The sequence below is a fragment of the Halalkalirubrum salinum genome, assembly GCF_005543295.1.
GTDB classification, from domain to species: domain Archaea; phylum Halobacteriota; class Halobacteria; order Halobacteriales; family Haloferacaceae; genus Halalkalirubrum; species Halalkalirubrum salinum.
The window spans coordinates 35,709-53,925 of the sequence record NZ_SRSG01000011.1 but is presented as its reverse complement, the minus strand read 5'-3'; the positions used below and the strand labels follow the sequence as shown (position 1 = coordinate 53,925).

At 55.0% G+C, this 18,217-nt stretch carries 21 protein-coding genes; 11 read left to right on the top strand and 10 right to left on the bottom strand.

From position 1 onward, the window contains the following. The first annotated feature begins 110 nt into the window (after positions 1 to 110). Positions 111 to 362, top strand: a complete 252-nt coding sequence (locus tag E5K03_RS05295) for a hypothetical protein (protein WP_240729951.1) — start codon at positions 111 to 113, stop codon at positions 360 to 362. A gap of 184 nt (positions 363 to 546) precedes the next feature. Here the strand turns inward: E5K03_RS05295 and E5K03_RS05290 are convergent, their stop codons facing one another. Together E5K03_RS05290 and E5K03_RS05285 are read right to left on the bottom strand one after the other, a co-directional pair. Beyond that, a complete protein-coding gene (locus E5K03_RS05290) occupies positions 547 to 1,728 on the bottom strand; it encodes an AI-2E family transporter (RefSeq protein ID WP_138005315.1) in 1,182 nt (393 codons plus the stop codon). Between the two features lie 181 nt (positions 1,729 to 1,909). Further along, positions 1,910 to 2,464: a metal-dependent hydrolase gene (locus tag E5K03_RS05285; protein WP_240729950.1), complete on the bottom strand. Its 555-nt coding sequence runs from the start codon at positions 2,462 to 2,464 to the stop codon at positions 1,910 to 1,912. Between the two features lie 148 nt (positions 2,465 to 2,612). Between E5K03_RS05285 and E5K03_RS05280 the strand changes: the two genes are divergently transcribed. The 5 genes from E5K03_RS05280 to E5K03_RS05265 all read left to right on the top strand — a co-directional run bounded on the left by E5K03_RS05280 (position 2,613) and on the right by E5K03_RS05265 (position 5,453). Beyond that, a complete protein-coding gene (locus E5K03_RS05280) occupies positions 2,613 to 3,623 on the top strand; it encodes a PrsW family intramembrane metalloprotease (RefSeq protein ID WP_138005314.1) in 1,011 nt (336 codons plus the stop codon). Positions 3,624 to 3,777: 154 nt separating this feature from the next. After that, positions 3,778 to 4,134 carry a hypothetical protein gene (locus E5K03_RS05275; protein WP_138005313.1) on the top strand — a complete coding sequence of 119 codons (357 nt, stop codon included), beginning with the start codon at positions 3,778 to 3,780 and terminating at the stop codon, positions 4,132 to 4,134. Positions 4,135 to 4,146: 12 nt separating this feature from the next. Further along, a complete protein-coding gene (locus E5K03_RS17100; protein WP_171006603.1) occupies positions 4,147 to 4,317 on the top strand; it encodes a hypothetical protein in 171 nt (56 codons plus the stop codon). A 201-nt stretch (positions 4,318 to 4,518) separates the two neighbouring features. After that, a complete protein-coding gene (locus tag E5K03_RS05270) occupies positions 4,519 to 4,875 on the top strand; it encodes a four-helix bundle copper-binding protein (protein ID WP_138005312.1) in 357 nt (118 codons plus the stop codon). Positions 4,876 to 4,997: 122 nt separating this feature from the next. Then, positions 4,998 to 5,453, top strand: coding sequence for a ferritin-like domain-containing protein (locus tag E5K03_RS05265; RefSeq protein ID WP_138005311.1), 456 nt, complete (start codon positions 4,998 to 5,000; stop codon positions 5,451 to 5,453). Between the two features lie 86 nt (positions 5,454 to 5,539). Here the strand turns inward: E5K03_RS05265 and E5K03_RS05260 are convergent, their stop codons facing one another. Both E5K03_RS05260 and E5K03_RS05255 read right to left on the bottom strand, forming a co-directional pair. Next, complete coding sequence (locus E5K03_RS05260; RefSeq protein ID WP_138005310.1) at positions 5,540 to 6,646, bottom strand: glutamate-cysteine ligase family protein; 1,107 nt, start codon at positions 6,644 to 6,646, stop codon at positions 5,540 to 5,542. Positions 6,647 to 6,651: 5 nt separating this feature from the next. Continuing rightward, a complete protein-coding gene (locus E5K03_RS05255; RefSeq protein WP_138005309.1) occupies positions 6,652 to 7,017 on the bottom strand; it encodes a DUF7344 domain-containing protein in 366 nt (121 codons plus the stop codon). Positions 7,018 to 7,359: 342 nt separating this feature from the next. On the opposite strand from E5K03_RS05255, the gene E5K03_RS05250 reads away from it, so the two are divergent. The 4 genes from E5K03_RS05250 to E5K03_RS05235 all read left to right on the top strand — a co-directional run bounded on the left by E5K03_RS05250 (position 7,360) and on the right by E5K03_RS05235 (position 12,382). Then, the gene (locus E5K03_RS05250) at positions 7,360 to 7,833 is read left to right on the top strand and encodes a response regulator (protein WP_240729949.1); all 474 of its coding nucleotides are present in this window, start codon (positions 7,360 to 7,362) and stop codon (positions 7,831 to 7,833) included. Further along, entirely contained in the window at positions 7,830 to 9,527 is a 1,698-nt protein-coding gene (locus E5K03_RS05245; RefSeq protein WP_138005308.1) for a bacterio-opsin activator domain-containing protein, read from the top strand. The genes E5K03_RS05250 and E5K03_RS05245 overlap by 4 nt, the downstream gene beginning before the upstream one ends. Before the next feature lie 54 nt (positions 9,528 to 9,581). Next, on the top strand, positions 9,582 to 11,693 hold the full coding sequence (locus E5K03_RS05240) for an ATP-binding protein (protein ID WP_138005307.1): 2,112 nt from the start codon (positions 9,582 to 9,584) through the stop codon (positions 11,691 to 11,693). A 173-nt stretch (positions 11,694 to 11,866) separates the two neighbouring features. Next, positions 11,867 to 12,382, top strand: coding sequence for a hypothetical protein (locus tag E5K03_RS05235; RefSeq protein ID WP_138005306.1), 516 nt, complete (start codon positions 11,867 to 11,869; stop codon positions 12,380 to 12,382). A gap of 72 nt (positions 12,383 to 12,454) precedes the next feature. Here the strand turns inward: E5K03_RS05235 and E5K03_RS05230 are convergent, their stop codons facing one another. From E5K03_RS05230 to E5K03_RS05210, 5 genes are all read right to left on the bottom strand, one after another. Continuing rightward, a complete protein-coding gene (locus tag E5K03_RS05230; RefSeq protein ID WP_138005305.1) occupies positions 12,455 to 12,997 on the bottom strand; it encodes a hypothetical protein in 543 nt (180 codons plus the stop codon). 227 nt (positions 12,998 to 13,224) lie between these two features. Then, the gene (locus E5K03_RS05225) at positions 13,225 to 13,872 is read right to left on the bottom strand and encodes a PHP-associated domain-containing protein (protein ID WP_138005304.1); all 648 of its coding nucleotides are present in this window, start codon (positions 13,870 to 13,872) and stop codon (positions 13,225 to 13,227) included. A gap of 55 nt (positions 13,873 to 13,927) precedes the next feature. Continuing rightward, a complete protein-coding gene (locus tag E5K03_RS05220) occupies positions 13,928 to 14,839 on the bottom strand; it encodes a diacylglycerol/lipid kinase family protein (RefSeq protein ID WP_138005303.1) in 912 nt (303 codons plus the stop codon). Positions 14,840 to 15,641: 802 nt separating this feature from the next. Then, on the bottom strand, positions 15,642 to 15,875 hold the full coding sequence (locus E5K03_RS05215) for a DUF1328 domain-containing protein (protein WP_138005302.1): 234 nt from the start codon (positions 15,873 to 15,875) through the stop codon (positions 15,642 to 15,644). 532 nt (positions 15,876 to 16,407) lie between these two features. Continuing rightward, positions 16,408 to 16,812, bottom strand: a complete 405-nt coding sequence (locus tag E5K03_RS05210; protein ID WP_138005301.1) for a helix-turn-helix domain-containing protein — start codon at positions 16,810 to 16,812, stop codon at positions 16,408 to 16,410. A gap of 131 nt (positions 16,813 to 16,943) precedes the next feature. Between E5K03_RS05210 and E5K03_RS05205 the strand changes: the two genes are divergently transcribed. Next, positions 16,944 to 17,426: a dihydrofolate reductase gene (locus tag E5K03_RS05205; RefSeq protein WP_138005300.1), complete on the top strand. Its 483-nt coding sequence runs from the start codon at positions 16,944 to 16,946 to the stop codon at positions 17,424 to 17,426. Here the strand turns inward: E5K03_RS05205 and E5K03_RS05200 are convergent. After that, positions 17,423 to 18,142 carry a PspA/IM30 family protein gene (locus tag E5K03_RS05200; protein ID WP_138005299.1) on the bottom strand — a complete coding sequence of 240 codons (720 nt, stop codon included), beginning with the start codon at positions 18,140 to 18,142 and terminating at the stop codon, positions 17,423 to 17,425. The two genes, E5K03_RS05205 and E5K03_RS05200, sit on opposite strands and share 4 nt — an antisense overlap. Positions 18,143 to 18,217 lie beyond the last annotated feature (75 nt).

The window sequence follows — 18,217 nt, the reverse complement described above, 5'->3', positions numbered from 1 at the left end:
TAAGGAGATGCTCTTCTTCGATCTGATTGTCTGCTTGGTTTGGTTTCACACTACGTCCAAGCAGACACTTCCTCTAATCCGATGTGATCGACTGATACTACACCAGGGAAGTGTCCAAACTATCGCAGACGCTACTTATTGTCGCGCTTCCCGCAATTCTGTTTAATGCCTCGACAATCCTTGCGATCAACCAGCAGATTCTCCCTGAATTCCAGATTTTGGGCCTCCCAACCCTGCAGGTGTTCGTAGCCGTCTCATTCACGATCTCGTTGGCTCCGTACCTCGTATTGACGTCCTACATGCTCCGGCTCTCGACTGTCGCGCAAGTTACCTCCTCCGGCGCGATCTTTTCGCTTAAATAACCGGGACGATCGCTGGTTTCGATCACCGGGACGATCGCTGGTTTCGATCACCGGGGCGATCGCTGGTTCCCATCCATGCACCCCGATCGCACTGGGCAGAACGGCGGCAAAGTGAATAGGAATTCGACTGCCACAGAAACTTCGATATCGTGGGTCCGTCTCGATCACTCGGTACGTCTCACGGTCAGGCAGAATCTGCTTCGTCCGCTTCTGCGGCTGTCTCGTCGGTGGGAGTGTCTTCGCGTATCTCTTCGCTTTTCGCACCCGTTTCAGTGGCGATATCTGGATCTGGATCGATCGCTTCGCCGTGGAGCAGCGCTGGAAGAACGATCCGAGTTGCCTCGAGTATCAAGACGAAGACAATCGGGAGAAAAAAGAACCCGTACCAGCCGAAGAGGATCGGTCCCAGGATGTACGCAAAAAGGAGTAAGATCGCGTTGATCTGTCGTCCGGAAATATACGGCTGCAGAAACGACTGTGGAAGGATATCTAACACGAAGACGTAGACCGCGAGGAGGCCACCGACAAAGAGGAGCTGCCCGCTGCCCTGTTGGACCGCTGCGACCGCGAGGTACCCAATCACAGGCAGGTAGATGATCTTCCCGACAACGAGCGGGATGAGACTGGCGACACCGGTTAGCACGCCGAGTGTGAACACCATCGGGATCTGCATCTCCGGTGAGACAATGAGATTTGTTGCCGCGTACGTCGCTGTTGCGATAACCGACATGACGAGGATAAACAGGAAGTTGCCGAAGAAGATTGATTCGAGATCGCTGTCGACCGCACGCGCGTACGAATACACGGTCGTCTCTCGATCGCCGGCCAGGGTGGCAAACGCCGTTGCGATCGCCTCGTCGTACACGAGTAAGGCGTACGAGAGGGTCGCAGCAAGAGCAACCAAGAGGAGCGCGCCGAGGATCACGTCAACGATATCCAATCCGGTCTGCAGTGCTGACCCAAACAACACGTTTGTTACTTGCTCCAGCGACGGTGGGTTTTGCAGCAGCGACGTGAAATCACCCCCAGTGCTCCCTTGCAGGGCATCCAGCCATGGGAACTGCGAGGTGAGCATCGAGACCGTACGCTCCCCGAGCAGTGGTTCGAGCTGTTGGAACACCCGAAATCCCGCATAGAAGCTAAGCACCAGTACTGGGACCAGTACGATCGATACTGTCAGCGCAGCCGCCAGCGATTTCGATTCGATGACCGTCTGAAACCGAGTACAGATTGGCCTGATTGCGTAGTAGCCGAACAGGCCAAGCACAAGAATACCGACGAAGGAGTACGCAATGTACAGCGCCGCAGCCACGAGAGCAACCACGTAGAGCCACCAGAAAACGTCGTTTCGACGCAGAGCAGTCATATTTCACCCCTCATTCGATCCCGACCCTGCGATCGGGAGGCAGTATCCGCCAAATTAGAGTACCACCAGAGCCAAACGGCCCGAGCCAGAACGTAACTGCTCACTCCAGTTGTGGAGAGATCACCTCCCCCGACCTGACGGCGATCTCGACGAGCGGAGTCGATCCCGATTCGTCGCGGAGTCATATTGGAAGCAGTCGATGACGGTGTTCCGCCGGTGTAGTCAGATATGCGAGCACGAGGTGAACCACGATCATCACCGAGAGGAATCCGACGTTGATCCACGCGGCGTTATACCAGACGAGGTCGATCGACCACGGTGCCGCAAAAAAGGGCCAGAACGGTTCGATCGGCGTCGAAATGTCAGGCGCTGAGAGCGTGTCCGCGACGAGGTGGCTGAGACCGCCAGCCAGGAGCCCGAAGAATGAAAACACGAAGAAACGGGATACGTCGAACTGGTCGCTTTCGATCCAGTCGTCGATCCGAGCCGTGAACAGCCCAGCAACAATCGCGCTGCCAACCAGACTCACTGCCGTGACGAACAAGACTGTGTGCGTCACGCCGTGGTGATGCACCTCCGCGGGAAATAGTATCGTGAGCCACAGATCGATGTCCGGAATGAGCGAACTGCCAACCGCGAGAGCAAGGAACCCGACGCTTGCTCGATCGCTCCATAAAAACCACGCCGGAACCGCAAACAGCAGTCCGAACGCGATGTGGCCCATAATATCTACCATTGGTGTGTCATAGCAGATGTCGACATAAAGCGGGGGTGCTTGTACTCGCAAGTATCCCGGGCTGATATCCCAACAAAGGTGAATCCACGGCCCACCCGAAGGGATGACTTGCCAGAGTACTTTTATTTCACACCCACCACGTGTGCGTATGGGTAACACAGATATCGATCCGATAGAGGATGCTGACCCCGAGAAAGATTTGTACGGGATCACTTCGTGGGAAGAGCGATCGGTACTCGATCGGCTCTCGGTTGCGCTGTACTGGGTGGCAATCCGAACTGGCCAGGCAGTGATCGTCGTCCTTGCGCTGGGGCTATTCTTGGCCGTCGGCGGAGCGACCATTCTCCTCGATCCCCCGATCGGACTGCTGACAGCCATCTCGATTATTCCCGCGTTGATCCTGGCAGGATACGTCTGGCACAGCGACGTGACGGAGAACGAACCACTCTCACTGTTAGCGATCACCTTCTTGCTCGGCGTGCTCACGGCGGGATACGCGGCAATTCTCAACAGCGTGCTTCAGCCGTACTTTTCGGCACTTGGCGCACTCGGGATGGTTCTCTTTTTTTATGTCGTGGTCGGGCCGGTCGAGGAATCGGTCAAAGTACTCGCCGTGCGGCTGTACGCGTACAACGACGATCGGTTTGCGGCCGTGATCGACGGCGCGGTGTACGGGGCTGTCGCCGGCCTTGGATTCGCGACCATCGAAAATGCCATCTACATCAGTCGGGCCGTCGGCGATATCGGTGGCATGGTGATCGGGCTCGGATTGATTGGGATCGGGAGCGATATTACTGCCACTCGTGCCTTGGCCGGCCCCGGCCACGTGGTCTACTCCGCATTTGCGGGGTACTACCTCGGGTTGGCGAAATTCAACCCCGAGAACCGTGGCCCGATTATCGTGAAGGGGCTTATCATCGCTGCCCTGATTCATGCGACCTACAACGCAACCGTGGGAATCGCAAGCTCACTAATACAGACGGTCACTGGACTTCCGAGCATCGCCGCATTCTTCATCTACATTCTGCTGTACGTCGGTGGCTTTGGATATCTGCTCTATCGCAAAATCGATCGATACCGGGTCGCCTACCGGGCGGCTCATACAGGGAGACAATCCGATAGCATCGAGCCGATCGACACGAAACAGAATGATCGGTGACTGCTCTGTGAGTTACATCACGGTCTGGGACACGGACAACCCGTCGGGAATGTTCGCGACGTCAACAACGATCGAGCACTCCGACAACGAGTCTCAGTACCAGTCCCACATGTCAGATCGATACTTTATTGCGTTTCCTCGGTCATGTACAATCATGGCAGTAACAGGACTTGTTGGTTCGGTAGTCGCATTCGTGATTGCGCTGTTGATCGGCGGGCTCGCGATTTACATTAGCGCGCGCGTCGTCTCCGATATCGATGACTACAGTCACGCCGTCGTCACCGCATTTGTGGGGGCGATTGCGTGGGCGTTGACCGCGTGGATTCCGTTGATCGGCCCCGTCATCGCACTGATTGTGTGGATCGGCGTGATCAACTGGCGGTATCCCGGCGGCTGGGGCAAAGCCGCGATCATCGGATTGGCCGCGTGGGTATCCGCGCTCGTGATCCTCTTCGTGGTGAACTCGATCCTCGGACTAGGAATCGGTGCCTTTGGGATTCCGGGAGTATAGCGGGAAGATAGCATGTCATTCACAAAACTACTCGGTGTCGCCTGGACGGCCTGGAAGTTCGCAGCCAAGCGGTTAGGCCCAATCGGGGGGCTCGTCGTCGCGGCTGTGGCTGCCGTTGGCTACGTATATCTCGGTCCCCGACTCGCAGAAAACCATCCCGCGTTAGCGAAGATCATCAGGTGATCGACGAACGAGCATCGTCGCAGTTACAATAAGGTTCAGACGCGTTTGCAGAGACGATCAGTGTACGCCCGGTCGAAGCGACCGTCCAGCGCCGTTCGAAAGCGTTGCAATCGATACGATCGTGAATATCGGAGGGCGGTTATACGCCTTGTTTTGGCAAGCACAACTCTTATTCAGCCTGTTAGCCTCTCAAGAAACACAATGAGTCTAGCAGAAACTGTTTCCGAAATCGGTCGCCTCAGTGATGAACAAAGAGAGTGTATCGAGAACTGTACCGAAGCCGCACAGGCGTGTGAGTGGTGTGCTGATGAGTGTCTCGGCGATCCAGAGATGGAAGGCTGTGCCCGGCTTTGCCGGGACGTTGCAGATCTCACGTCGCTGCACGCCCGATTCATGGCCCGCGATTCGGCGTACAGTACTTCCCTTGCGGGAGTGTGCGCCGAGGCGTGCGAGGCCTGTGCGGAGGAGTGCGAAAGACATCAGGCAGAGCACTGTCAAGTCTGTGCCAAAGTGCTCAAGACGTGTGCGGAGAGCTGTCGAAAGATGATCGCCGCGTGATCGAAGAATCGAAGCGACGGTTCGATCCATTTTTGTGTTGATCCCATCGGAGGTTCGTCTACGAGGATGCCCGGCGAGAGCCCCGAACATACTTATTGGTACGTCTCGAAGTACAATGCGTTATGCCTTCTGAGCAGGTTATCGAGCTATTGCAGCGAGCCTACACCGCGGAGATAGAAACAGTGATGAACTACCAGACGAACGCGATCGTACTCGACGGCGTCAGCGCCGAGGAGATCAAAAACAGTCTTCGCGAAGACGTCCAAGAGGAGCTGGGCCACGCCGATCAACTCGGCCAGCGCCTCAAGCAACTGGGCGCGCGGCCTCCCGGATCCGCAGCGTTTACTGCGCGACAGGAGTCGCTCCAACCGCCGGAAGACTCGACGGACGTGCTCGCGGTTATCGAGGGCGTTCTCGAAGCTGAAAACGAGGCGATCGAAACCTATCGGGATTTAATCAACGCCGCTGAAGCCGAAGACGATCCGGTCACCGAGGACCTCGCCGTGACAATTCTCAGTGACGAAGAGGCCCACCGGACGGAGTTCCAGGGCTTCCGGAAAGAGTACCGCAACGTCTGAAGCAATTGAGCGGGGACACGCTGTGTCGTCACTGTTCCCGCTGGTCCACTGGATGAAAAGACGAACTCATCGGCTAGATGGAACTATTATATTGAAGGAACAGTCGACGTTGGCGCGGCCGATCCGGTAGTCAACGTGTGCACGTCGGCGCGGAGCCGGCGTGCCTGTTCGATCCGCATCGACCGAGCATCCCGATCGCTGAGTGTCGACGGCCCGCTGAGTTGCGGCGAAAGCGGCTGATACTGCGAGAGGTCAAATCCGAGCCGCTGGAGGTACTCTCGAACTTTGGGGTCTGCGAGCCCAGAGTCGATCGCCTGTTGGCTGAGTTTCTGGATCGCCGGGAACTTCGGAACCTGAATACAGTCTCGTCTAACGCCTGGGACGCCGTATGTTAACGATTTTGTCTGCGCCTGTGAGACCAGCCTCCCGACATCGAGCGCTAGTTGAATGACCTGGCTCGGCAACGCTGCATCGGGGGCACGCCACTCGACGGTCGGGTGACACTCCGAGAGCCGAACGGGATTTAATACCGTATCTCCGGGAGTAAAGTACTCCGCAACGACCTCCTCGGAAACACCGCGATCGCCTGCTAATCGTTTGAACGCGGCGTACATGTATTCGGTACGCTGTTGCCACTCGTCGAGGCTATCAGTATAGTTCCAGAGATCGCAGTAGCCACGAAACTCGGCACCACACTTCTTTCGGTAGGCTCGTGCCCGAGAGCAGTATTCCTCGCGCGTGCCACAGTAGTACGGTGAGGAACTCACCAATGCCAGTGCTGGATCGAGTGCCGTCAAGAGATTGAGCTGATCCACAACGTTCTTGTTTTCGAAGTGGATGTGCGTCCCTGCGCAGTTCTTTGCGCTCCGTACATCGTCTCCATAGATTGTTTCGAAGAGCCGACCTCGCTCGCAGTTTGCCGGCGTGTCCGATTCGGTCAGAGGCGTTCCCAGGGGCACAAGCTGTTTGCCGCTGGCATCTGCTGCCCGTATCGCGGTCTGCAGGATCGCTTTCAGGTCGCCTCTCAGCCGCTTTTCGTTTTCGTGAGGCTTTGTCTGTACCTCCACGAGCGGACCAATGAATTCGGGCTCGATTCGATCGTGCGCATCGGCGATCTCACGTCCGTCACACAACTGTCCCGTCTGGTCTATGACCCACAGCTCCAGTTCGATGCCGGTTTTAATGTCACACATAGTTGTTATACGTTGATCGCGTCGACCGTGCCGGAGGTTCCGTCGATCGTCTCATCCGTGCTGTAGTCGATGAGGCCGATGTTCGCCATCATCGGCAGATGTTGATGGTACAGTGCGGTCTCTAATCCTGTAATTGAGTCATCAGTCACCATCTTCGAGTTCTCGCACGCGTCCTGAATGGTCACCTGTCTGGCCAGCGTTCGCACGTCGATCGGCAGTGATTCGCGCTGCAGCGCACAGAGAACCTGTCGACGCCACTTGTTTGCCAGAATTCGGTGTACCTGATCAAGTTTGCCTTCAGTGTCGATCACCATCGGGGGGCTGTCATCGTTGGCGATACTGACTTGCACCTGCGGTGTGTTGCTGGACATGCTGTTTCCCTATGGAAGGATACCCAGAGACAATGGTTGAAGCCTGTGTCTAATATAATTGGGTCGCGACTCGTTTGAATCTGTATTTTTCCAGATCTCCCGCCGCTGCCGCCGAATTAGCCAACATATGTTAAATAAACAATCTTTTTTTAGAGTATATCACACAGCTGGGCTCCTCTTCGCGTGTAACGAGGATTTATGCCGCTCTGTAACCTGAGGCCCGTATGAACGGCCCTCGTGACTGGATGCTACAGTACCTTCGAACCCGTCAAAAATATCTCGTGCGTGCTGAAAGGAAGGGACTGTCAGAGCAACGCTCCAGAGCCGGAATGGCGCTCTCGGATGGTCATCCCCCAGCCGCCGATGATTGACCGCCATGGCGAACCCGTGGATATTCTGTTGGTTGAGGATAATCCAGGGGATGTCCGGCTGACGAGGGAAGCGTTCAAACAGGGACAAATCAACAATACAGTGCACGTTACAACCGACGGCGTCGAAGCGATCGATTTCCTCTGCCAGCGCAACGAGCACGCCGACGCACCACGTCCAGACATCATCCTACTAGATATCAATCTCCCAAAAATGAACGGGGATGAAGTCCTTGAGACAATTCGTGGCGATTCGAAGCTCAAGAATCTCCCCGTCATTGTCCTCACAAGTTCCTCGGCCGAGGAAGATATCATCAAGTCATATGAGCTGCAGGCGAATGCATACCTGACAAAACCCGTCGATCCAGTAGAATTCATCGAGACCATCAGATCCTTTCAACAATTTTGGCTTTCGGTGGTCGTGCTCCCACCCTATGACGAACAATGATATTCGACAAAACCCCCCACATCCTGTTGATCGAAGACAATCCCGGCGACGTGCGGCTGATCGAGGAGATGATTCGCGATTCCGAGCGGATCCTCCAGTTCGGCTCTGACGACACCTCGGCTGGCAGCCGACTACAGCTCCATCGCGAGGGGAAACTATCGACTGGCCTCGAGTATCTCGACGCGAACGATGTCGACCTCGTGTTACTCGATCTGAATCTCCCCGATAGCAGCGGGATCGATACGCTGACCACGATATCCGATGCCACCGAACTACTTCCTATCGTCGTGCTCACCGGACTCGACGATCGGCAGCTCGGAATCGACTCGATCAAGCAGGGCGCACAGGATTATCTCGTGAAAGACGAAGTAACGGGCGACATGCTGCTTTGGACGATTCGCCACGCGCTCGAGCGCAATCGACTAGAACGAAACGAGGTTCGGCGCCGGGAGCAGCTGGAGGTTCTCAACGACCTCAACGAGATCGCTCAAGACATCATTCATATCGTTATCACGGCCTCGACACGCGAAGAGATCGAGCGGGAAATCTGCGATCGGCTTGCCGCGTCAGACGCCTATCGGTTTGCCTGGATTGGAGAAACCCAACGAGGAACCAATGAGGTCGAACCACACGCGGCGGCGGGCGCCGGTGAACGCTACCTCGAGTCGATCTCGATTACCATCGACGGTACCGAGACTGGGCGAGGACCGACCGGAACAGCACTGCAGACACACGAGGTACAGGTCGTCCAGGATATCCAGACGGATCCAAACTACGAACCGTGGCAAGAACTGGCCGAACAGCACGGATACCGGGCATCGATCGCGATTCCGATCACCCACGAGGGGGTTCTCTACGGCGTGTTAAACGTCTATTCGGGGTCAAAAAATGCATTTTCAGCGCCAGAACAGGAGGTGTTCACTCGACTTGGAGAGAGTATCGGCCACGCAATCTCCGCCATTGAGCGGAAAGCCGCACTTGTCAGCGACGTCGTTCTCGAACTCGAGTTCAAAATTACGGGAATCTTTGCGGAGCTGATCGCATTTACTGCCACAAATTTGGGGGAGATTCGAATCGAGAATGTGATGCAGTTCGGCGACGAAATATATGGATACGGGACAGCGTCCGGGTTCTCTGAACCAGCGTTTTCTGAGATAGTTGCAGGGGCAGACTCTGTCAAAGACTACTGCCAGCTGCCGACGAACTCAGAGGGAGACGAGTTCAAATTCGAACTCGCTCTCGCAGCCGCTCGTCCGCTGGTTACCGCGGCCACAGTCCACAGTGGCCGGATCCAATCGATGACCATGACCGGCGGCGAGCTTCGGATCGTTATGGAGTTTCCAAGAGGAAACGACACCCGCGAGATGGTTGGGCTGGTGCAAGACCACGTCTCGGAGGCGACGCTCGTCTCCAAGCGAACGAGACAGCGATCCAGCGTTCGCGGGGTCGCCGAGCCGGTACTGGAAAGCCTCACTCAGAAACAACACGAGGCGATCGAAAAGGCGTACACTGCGGGATATTTCAACTGGCCACGAACGAGCAACGCTAACGAGATGGCCGAGCGACTGGGAATCAGCTCAGCGACGTTCACGCAGCATCTCCGTATTGCCGAACGAAAGGTCTTCGAGCGGATATTTGAGGGAAAATCGCCAGACATGAATGAGAGCGACTTGGAGGTACCTCCCGAGGGATGAGTGGATGAAGCCTATTCTCACGCTCAGACCCCGCACGGATCGGGATGAGTCGATATGAGTAGTCCAGTCGTGTTCTTGCGGCACGTGCTCTCGGTCGTTGGCTCGAGACGTGTCATCGGAACGCTCGGCATTCTGTACCTTACGCTTGCGGTCGGGAGAGCGCTCGCTGAGTTCGCCCAGGGTGTGCCGCCGGTGAGCATCGCAATTATCGGGCTTCTAATCGCCACTCCTGGCGCCCTGCTCCTGTATGGCGCCCACTGGATATCACAGGCCGATATCGACCCCGAGTTCTATCCAGACATCGCCGGCTGGTGTCTCGCCGGATTGGGGGCGCTGGCAGGCGTACTGTTGCTCTATCATATTCAGCCCGGAGAGAGTGTGGCACGGCCACTGTCGTCCCTCCAGATCCTCACGGCACTGAGCAGTGTGGGGGGCCTCACCGTGGGCATCTACGACGCCCTCGAAAAAACCCGAACCCGTCAACTTGAACAACGCACAGAAGAACTCGAAGAAGTCCAACGAGCCCTTGAAGCGACGGTGGCTGAGTCCAAGAACGCAAACGATCGTCTCGAACACTACAAAACGTACACCGGTGACATGCTAGATGCCATCGATGATATCCTCTATGTGCTCGCCAGAGACGGAACAGTCAAACGCTGGAATACGAGCCTCTGTGAGGTGACTGGCTACGCCAAGACAGAGATCTCGTCGATGAGTATTGGAACATTATTCGATTCGGCAGATCAAGAGTCGATCGCGGAGGCAGTCGACGTTGGATTCGAAACCGGGAGCACACAAGTAGAAGCGAAACTCCGAACTAAAGACGGCGAGCGGATCCCCTACGAATTTGTCGCGTCGACGCTGGAAACGCCAGAAGACACGACGGTACTGGCAGGAATCGGTCGGGATATTTCTGAGAACACCGCCCACGAACAAGAACTCAAACAGCGGGCCCGACAACAGGAGGCGATATCCGATCTCGGTCAACTTGCGCTCAATACCGACGATCTCGAAGAACTCATGTATGAGGCCACCCGACGGGTCGCAGATATCATGGAAAACGAGTACTGTAAAGTGCTCGCCCTCGACGATGAGGGCGAAGAACTCCTGCTCAAGCATGGAGTCGGCTGGAAGGAGGGATCCGTGGGTACCGTAACCGTATCCGCCGTCGAAACGGACTCGCAGGCGGCATATACTCTCGAGAACGACCATCCGATCGTCGTCCAGGACCTCACGACGGAAACCCGATTTCACGGCCCGGAATTACTGACGAGCCACGGCGTCAAAAGCGGCATCAGTACGATCATCGGGTCCTTCGATGAACCGTGGGGGATCCTGAGCACCCACGACACGCAACCCCGGACGTTCACCGAAGCGGACGTTAATTTCGTTCAAAGTGTTGCCAACATCCTCGCGGAGGCGATCGAGCGCGACCGGTACCACCGAGATCTCGAACGGTCGATCGCAGAGTTAGAGGAGTCCAACGAGCGCTTAGAGCAGTTTGCGTATGCGGCCTCACACGACCTCCAAGAGCCACTTCGAATGGTTTCGTCGTATCTCCAACTCATCGAGCAGCGATATGCCGACGATCTCGACGAAGAGGGACTTGAATTTCTTGAATTCGCCGTCGACGGGGCCGACAGAATGCGGTCGATGATTGGCGGGCTCCTCGATTACTCCCGCGTGGAGACGAAAGGAAACCCGTTCGAACAGGTGGATTTGACGGCTGTCTTCGAGGAAGTGTACGCAGATCTGCAGCTCACGATCGAAGCCAGCGACGCGACGATTACAACAGAACAACTCCCGACAGTCAGGGGCGATCCCGATCAGTTACGACAGGTGTTTCAGAACATACTGGAGAACGCGATTAATTATAGCGGTGCGGAGCCACCGAATATACAGATTTCCACACGCCGTCGTGGCGATACCTGGATTGTCTCAGTTCACGACGAGGGGATCGGGATCGCGCCCGAGAATCAAGATCGCATCTTTGAGGTATTCCAGCGGGCGGCCGACAGTAGCTCGTCTAGTGGCACCGGAGTTGGTCTCGCGTTGTGTAAACGGATTATCGAACGCCACGAGGGAGAGATCTACATCGAGTCTGTCCCCGGCGAGGGGACGACCGTTTCAGTTACGCTCTCTGCGGCGGATGACGACGGTAAATGACCGCAAAGACGGGATAAAATGGCAGGTAGGAGCCCGTTCACAGGAAACCAGTACGCAAAATAGGGCCACGACAATCAGGGTGATTATGAGTTTCGTGTCGAGTTAGCGCTTGAAGCAGACAACAATGAAATACGGGGGGCAGTATTATGCCGGTTTCGAGCAAATGTGTTGACATGGCTGCTCGTAGTCCAGACCCAACCCAGCGAGGTCGTCATCGGATCGGTACCCGCGGATTGGACGTGTTCCGCGGATTGATTCGAGGCATCGGCGGCGGCCTCCTCGCCACAGCATTGATGACTCTGTACCGGTTCCCGCTCTTTCGCGCCGTTCCGCCGACTGCGGATTTCTGGGCAACGTACATTAGCGGTGGTGCTCCTGAAGCGTCCACCGGAGCAGGGCTTGTGTTACATTTCGTGTATGGTGGGGTTGCCGGTGGCCTGTTTGGATCCGGGTTCAGTCTACTTGGGTTTCGAACCGAGCGTACCCGCCGGTTCGCGGCGATCGGTCTCTCTTTTGGGTATAGCCTCGTGCTTTCTGTCTTTGGGACACGTGTTATTTTCAAACACCTCCTTGATCAAGAACTCGATCCCGACGAGGCGACCATCTTTCACGTTGGCCACGTCATCTACGGGCTAACGCTTGGGACGTGGTTGTGCTCGCGGGAACAAAGCGGCGACGTCTACAAGTAAACGCGGACAGGGGTCTCAAATCGGTTCGAGCTGATCTCAAAAAATACCGATTTGGGCGCTCACGCCGTCAGATTAACTGCTTGAGGAACTGCTAGTTTTGTCAGCGGTTTCTGTGTCATGCTCCGAGGAGTCGCTCGACTCGTCGGTTTTCTCGGCGTAGGTTGTGTCCGAGTCGCCGTTTGTAGTCGTTCGCTTCGAAACCTCTTCGCCAGCGGCCTCCGTTTTTTCGGCCGCGTCTGAACCCAGTTGCTCGACGTGATCGCCAGCTTTCTTCGACTCTGTTTCGACCTGATCGGCGATCGCCTCGCCGCTGCTTTGGACCGTTTCAGCGGCCTGTTCGGTCACTTCTTGGGTTCGCTCAGCGGTTTTTTCGGCTGCGTCCTGGACGAATTCGCTGGATGTCTGGGATTTTCTCCACCAGAGGAGGCCACCAACCGCGCCAGCCAGAAGCAACAACCCAGGGATTCGCCTCCAGCCGCTCGAGTTGCTTACGGGCCTGATTTCGACGACCTTGTCGTTCGATCCCTCGATTGCATCGACGATCGCCTCTGTAATCTGCTCGTCGTCGTCAGACGCCGATGAGCCAGACGAATCTCTAAATGATAATCGTTTCATTGTCACTCGTTTCGCCAAATGAGGTCCAGAGAGTAAAATGTTGTTTTTATTGAAATAACATCTAACATTCATGAGTGCAGTACACTCTCTGTGATCGAAATATTAGATGGAAAACGGATCTAAAATGTGCAGCGAGGCGCAGATCCTTCTATTCGAGAGGCATTCGATTGATTTCTCGGCATCGTGGCACTGATAACAAAGACACTAGATTTACCAGCCCTAAATTCTCACCGAAGAGCGTGAATGTACCGGTATGCGGTTCGCATGGCCGCATCGAGAGGCGTCGTCCGGATACACGGTTCGACGTTGCCATCCCGGATCGCGTCAACGACTGCATCGGGTGTCAACGCTGTCGCTTGGATGCGCGTTACCGCCCGTCCGACTTCGAATGGGTAGTGCGCGTCGCTCCCGGCGACGATCGGGAGATCCAGAGACGCCGCCAACTTCCGGACGCGATCAGCGTTGTCTGGATGTTTGCCATTTATTTCGACCGCGTCGAAGTCGGCGTCGCTCTCACGAACACGGCTCCGCCGAAACGGATGGGCAATGATCGCGGCACAGCCACGCTCATGCGCCAGTGAGACAATCTCTTCTGGAGTGTGCGTTTGAGGCGTTGTTCGGATCGGGGGGTTGGCTCCCACGACCAAGATGTGGCCTATCGTCGTTGAAACTTCGATCCCCGGGATGAACTGTGGCTGCGGTCCCGTTGTGTCGACATCTGGGTAATAATCGTGGTTCGTGAGTGCCACACCGTCAAGGTTCTGTCGGCGAGCACACAGCGACAGTAGTCGGGCCCCGATCGGATCGAAGGCGGTCGGTTTCCCTCGCGGTGGATGAAAAAAGCGCGTGTGCGTATGGAGATCTACGGTGTACATGTGAGCCTCGGGCCGTGACCGGAACAAACTCGAAGCGGATATGAGACTGGTAGAATCATACGTGATCAGGGTTAGGATCGTACGTGTCCCCAACCGCTACCGTGAGCGTCTGCGGACAAACGTCGAGAGAGAGTTCGTTGTATTTGATGATCTCGCCATCGAGACTGAATCTGATTGTGTCCGGTGTATGGACAGTTATGTTCAGTGAGGAGGTCTGGAACCGATCGATGTGCGCTGAATCTCGACCGAAAAGCCGCTCGACGATCCGATCGCTCATCAGATCAAGCGTATCTGCGTCTTTGATGACCGCAACGTCGAACAGTCCGTCTTCCATGTTGGCCTGGCTGTCTCCCGCGGTCGTGAACCGTCGCCCGTTGCCCACCAATACGCTGAGGGCTTTACCGCTCCAAGCTCTTGTTCCCGGTTTGGTTTTGCAGCTGTCGATCGTGATTGGCAGCGAATCGAAATCCGAAATAGATCGAAGAGCCGTAATTACGTATGCCAAGGTTCCCATCCGATTTTTCATGTCTGCAGACGTCTCACTGCTCGAATTAGCAGTCAAGCCGGCAACACAGGAATTCACAAAGAGTCGATCGTTGGCCCGACCGAGATCGATTCGGCGGTGATCACTCTTTTTTAAGACAGAAAACGCGGCATCCAGATCAGTAATGCCAAGCTGTTCGGCGAAGTTGTTGCCTGTCCCAACCGGTACGACCCCGAACGTCACGTCAGCGAAGGCCTCGGCTTGATAAATACCACGAACGACCTCGTTCACTGTTCCGTCCCCGCCGGCAGCAACGATCGTGTCGAATCCGGCTTCTGCGGCCTCTTGTGTCAACAAGATCGCATCGCCTGCGTTCTCTGTTCGTTTAATCGTATAGCCGAGTAACTCTGCGCGGTCTTGTACCGCATCCACGTGGTCTCCGGTCCCACTTTGCGGATTCTGGATTATTATTGTGTTCGACATACCGTTGGTGGACAGCGTGTTCGAGATTTGTACGTCTCCGAAACCGTCTGGACAGATTTAACCGAGATGATACAAACGAACACGCTAAGACAATTTGTTAGGCGCATCGTACGATCGGTAAGCACAGTGTATCCTGCTGCGCTCGCGATACTGCGTCGAATCCGGGCAGAAGTATAGCAGCGTTTGCAATTATTTTCCCTCTGCTATGCAATATTCGTCTGCTTAAACGCTCTTGGACCGAATAGTGTTCTATTTGCTGCAAAGCGTTGTAAACACTATTATAAGTCTCAAACGCTGTAGTGCCACCAACGAGAGACAACAACGAGCAGCCTCGGTCGAATTAAAATCACCCGAGATGGCTACCACGATTGTGCAGAGGATGGGGATTTCGATTCGCTTGAATCGCACCCATATAACAACAAATATTTGTCAATATTGACTAAACTATCTAAGATATAAATATATAAAAAATAATATATTGTAAGAAGACAGTTACGAATACTCGTATATATTTTATAGTATATCGATATATCGTGGATCACTACTCAGACGATCGAACTGGAACGAAGGTCACGATCGACGTTTGGCCGTGGCACCGTCGATCGGCTACCCAGTCAATAGGGTCGTTCAGCTGTAGTGCTTCCGGGTCGTATCATTCAGTCGAATGGACCGGATGGGCACTCTCAGCCACTATTTCAATGGAGGTTTGAAACGTTGCCTCTGAGAAATGTCTCTCTGAGTGTTTCGATGCCAGCGGCTGCAGAATACGTGCGTTACTGGCCGAATGAGACCGCAAAAGGAGTTACAGAACGAGTGAGATCACCGCGAGCACGATGAAGATGATCACAAACCACTTTGCGATCGTCATACTGATGCCGGCAACACCACTTGCGCCAACAACGCCCGCGATAATCGCGAGGACGAAGAATATGATCGCCAATTCGATGAACCCGCCGGAGAACTGTAATGGGATCAGTTGCAGTAGTTCTACGCTGCGTACCGAGCTGCTGGATACCGCCGATTCAATTAGTGCCATACGTATAGTAGTGGCTACAGACATATTGTTATATGTAGATTACAGTGAAATTTGAAAGGTACCCTAAAATAATATCTTACTGATAAAGTAAAACACGATTGTAATCAGAACCATTCCCATTAAGTATAAATAATATGGTATAAATTAAATATTACCGGTATACTTGACCGTACCCAGTCACCTATCTGTCGTTTGGTTCTAAAATAGCGGTCATCGGCAGATCACATGTCCGATTGAGTTCACGTCTTCGATGATCGACAACCAGATAATCAGCACTCGACATCCAGTTGCACACCCCACAAAACAGGAGAGCAGCCTGTTCTATAGTAGCGTTTGCAATGATGTTTCCACTTCGATTCAGCAACGACTGGTTCACACTCTCTCGGACTGAATTTCGAGGTGCCTGTTGCGAAGCGTTGCAAACGTTACGATAGTGAGCCGTGGCACAGTGTACAGAGTCTACTTGCACTTTGAGAGTACAGTCAAAAACGTCAACAAAACCTGAGCGGTCGACACACAGTACAGAGAGAGATCACTGCTCAGCAGAGGCAGTAGGCGGCTGCTGTTCGCCGTATTTGTCCTCAAACTCCTGGATAAGTTGCCCAATTTTGGCGTACCAGTCGTTGAGCATCCGTTGCATGTCTTCTCTGACTTCTCCGGCATCAGTCGGCCGATAGACGTGGTAGTACCCACCTTGCTCGTAGTTGATCTGTTCTTTTTCAATGAACCCCGCCTCGAGTAGCCGCTGGACCGCACGGTACACCGTCGATCGCTCTCTGTCGACATTCTCGGCAATTTCGTCAATTGTCAGCGGTTCAGCGCTCGTGATAAGTGACTCAAAACATCGCTTATCCAGGTCTTTGAGCCCGTGGAAACACTCAAGCAGGCTTTCACACTGCATATCGTTCCGTAGCATCTCTGCAAGTGACTTACTCATTGGTACCGATAATAACAGTGCCAGAAATAAATATTTTTGTAAGTTGTGTACAAGATACGCTCATTTGATCGATCAACACAGCGGACACTCAACGACGGGCAATTTTTGTTCGCAGCAGCCCAGATATCACTATGGAACTTGTTTCAGTCGCTGCGCTGTCTGAGAATGGTGTCATCGGTCGCGATGGAGAGTTGCCGTGGCCGAGCGTTCCGGCTGATAAGCGACAGTACCGAGCGCGAATCGCAAACGATCCCGTGATCTTCGGCCGAGTTACGTTCGAGTCGATGCTCGACGATCTCCCAGGAAGCGCACAGCTCGTCGTGAGTCGATCGATGGATGGCGATGAGGTATCGCTCGAACACACTCAGGTTGTTAGCTCCGTCGAAGAGGCGATCGAGACCGCGGGTACACTCAGCGATACCGCCTACGTCATCGGCGGCGGCACAATATATGAGCTGTTTCAACCGCACGTCGATCGGATGGTGTTGAGCCGCATTCCCGGAACCTACGAGGGAGACACGTACTACCCGTCGTGGGACGACACCGAGTGGACGCTGGTCTCAAAGACGCCAGACAACGGGTTTACGCTCGAAGAGTGGGTCCGAAACGGCTAATCGCGGTCATCGCCTGTGTCACCGGTCGTATCGCGTTCGCCGTGATCACCGATATCACCACGTTTGATCGCGTCCAGTTCGTCATCGATCGCGTCCGCCTCGCGGGTGGACTCCAACTCGTCGTCGATCGAATCCGACTCGTCGAAGACGCCAGCTGATCGAAGTTCCTCCATCGCACGTGCGCGGGCAGTCTCTTCCTCGGTTTGTTCCGCAACTCGGTCGAGTACGGTAGTGATTTCATTCGTGAAACCGGTGCGATCGATCGTTTCCTGCGCCGTTTGCGCGGTGAGACGAGCCTTGAGCACTTCGGCTTCGCTCTCGAAGGCGTCGATCCGCGATCGGAGCTCGTTTCGCTTCTCGATCAGTTCCGCCTGGATGTCTTCGAATTCGGCGATACGGTCGGTCAGTTCGTCGAGGCGGGCAACGCGTCGGTGTTTCGCTTCGAGGATCGATCGGGCGTCATCCTCGCGACCGTCCACGACTGCCTCACGGGCCCGACTGTTGTACGTGCTGATCTCGTCTTCTACCTCCTCGCGTGTCGCCTCCAGGCGCTTCTTTTGGGTCACGAAGTCGGTCAGGCGATTTTCGACGGTGGAACGCTCATCACGCAGCTGCTCGCGGACGAGATCGATTGCCTCAGCGGGATCTTCCTGAGATTCGAGGATCGCAGCCGCCTTCGAGCCGAGTACGTCGGATGCGCGCGAGAACAGTCCCATACCTCAACAAAGAACGGGAAGAATAAAAAATCGTCTGGGACGATGGACACACCGCTGAGAGGAACGCTGGGTCGT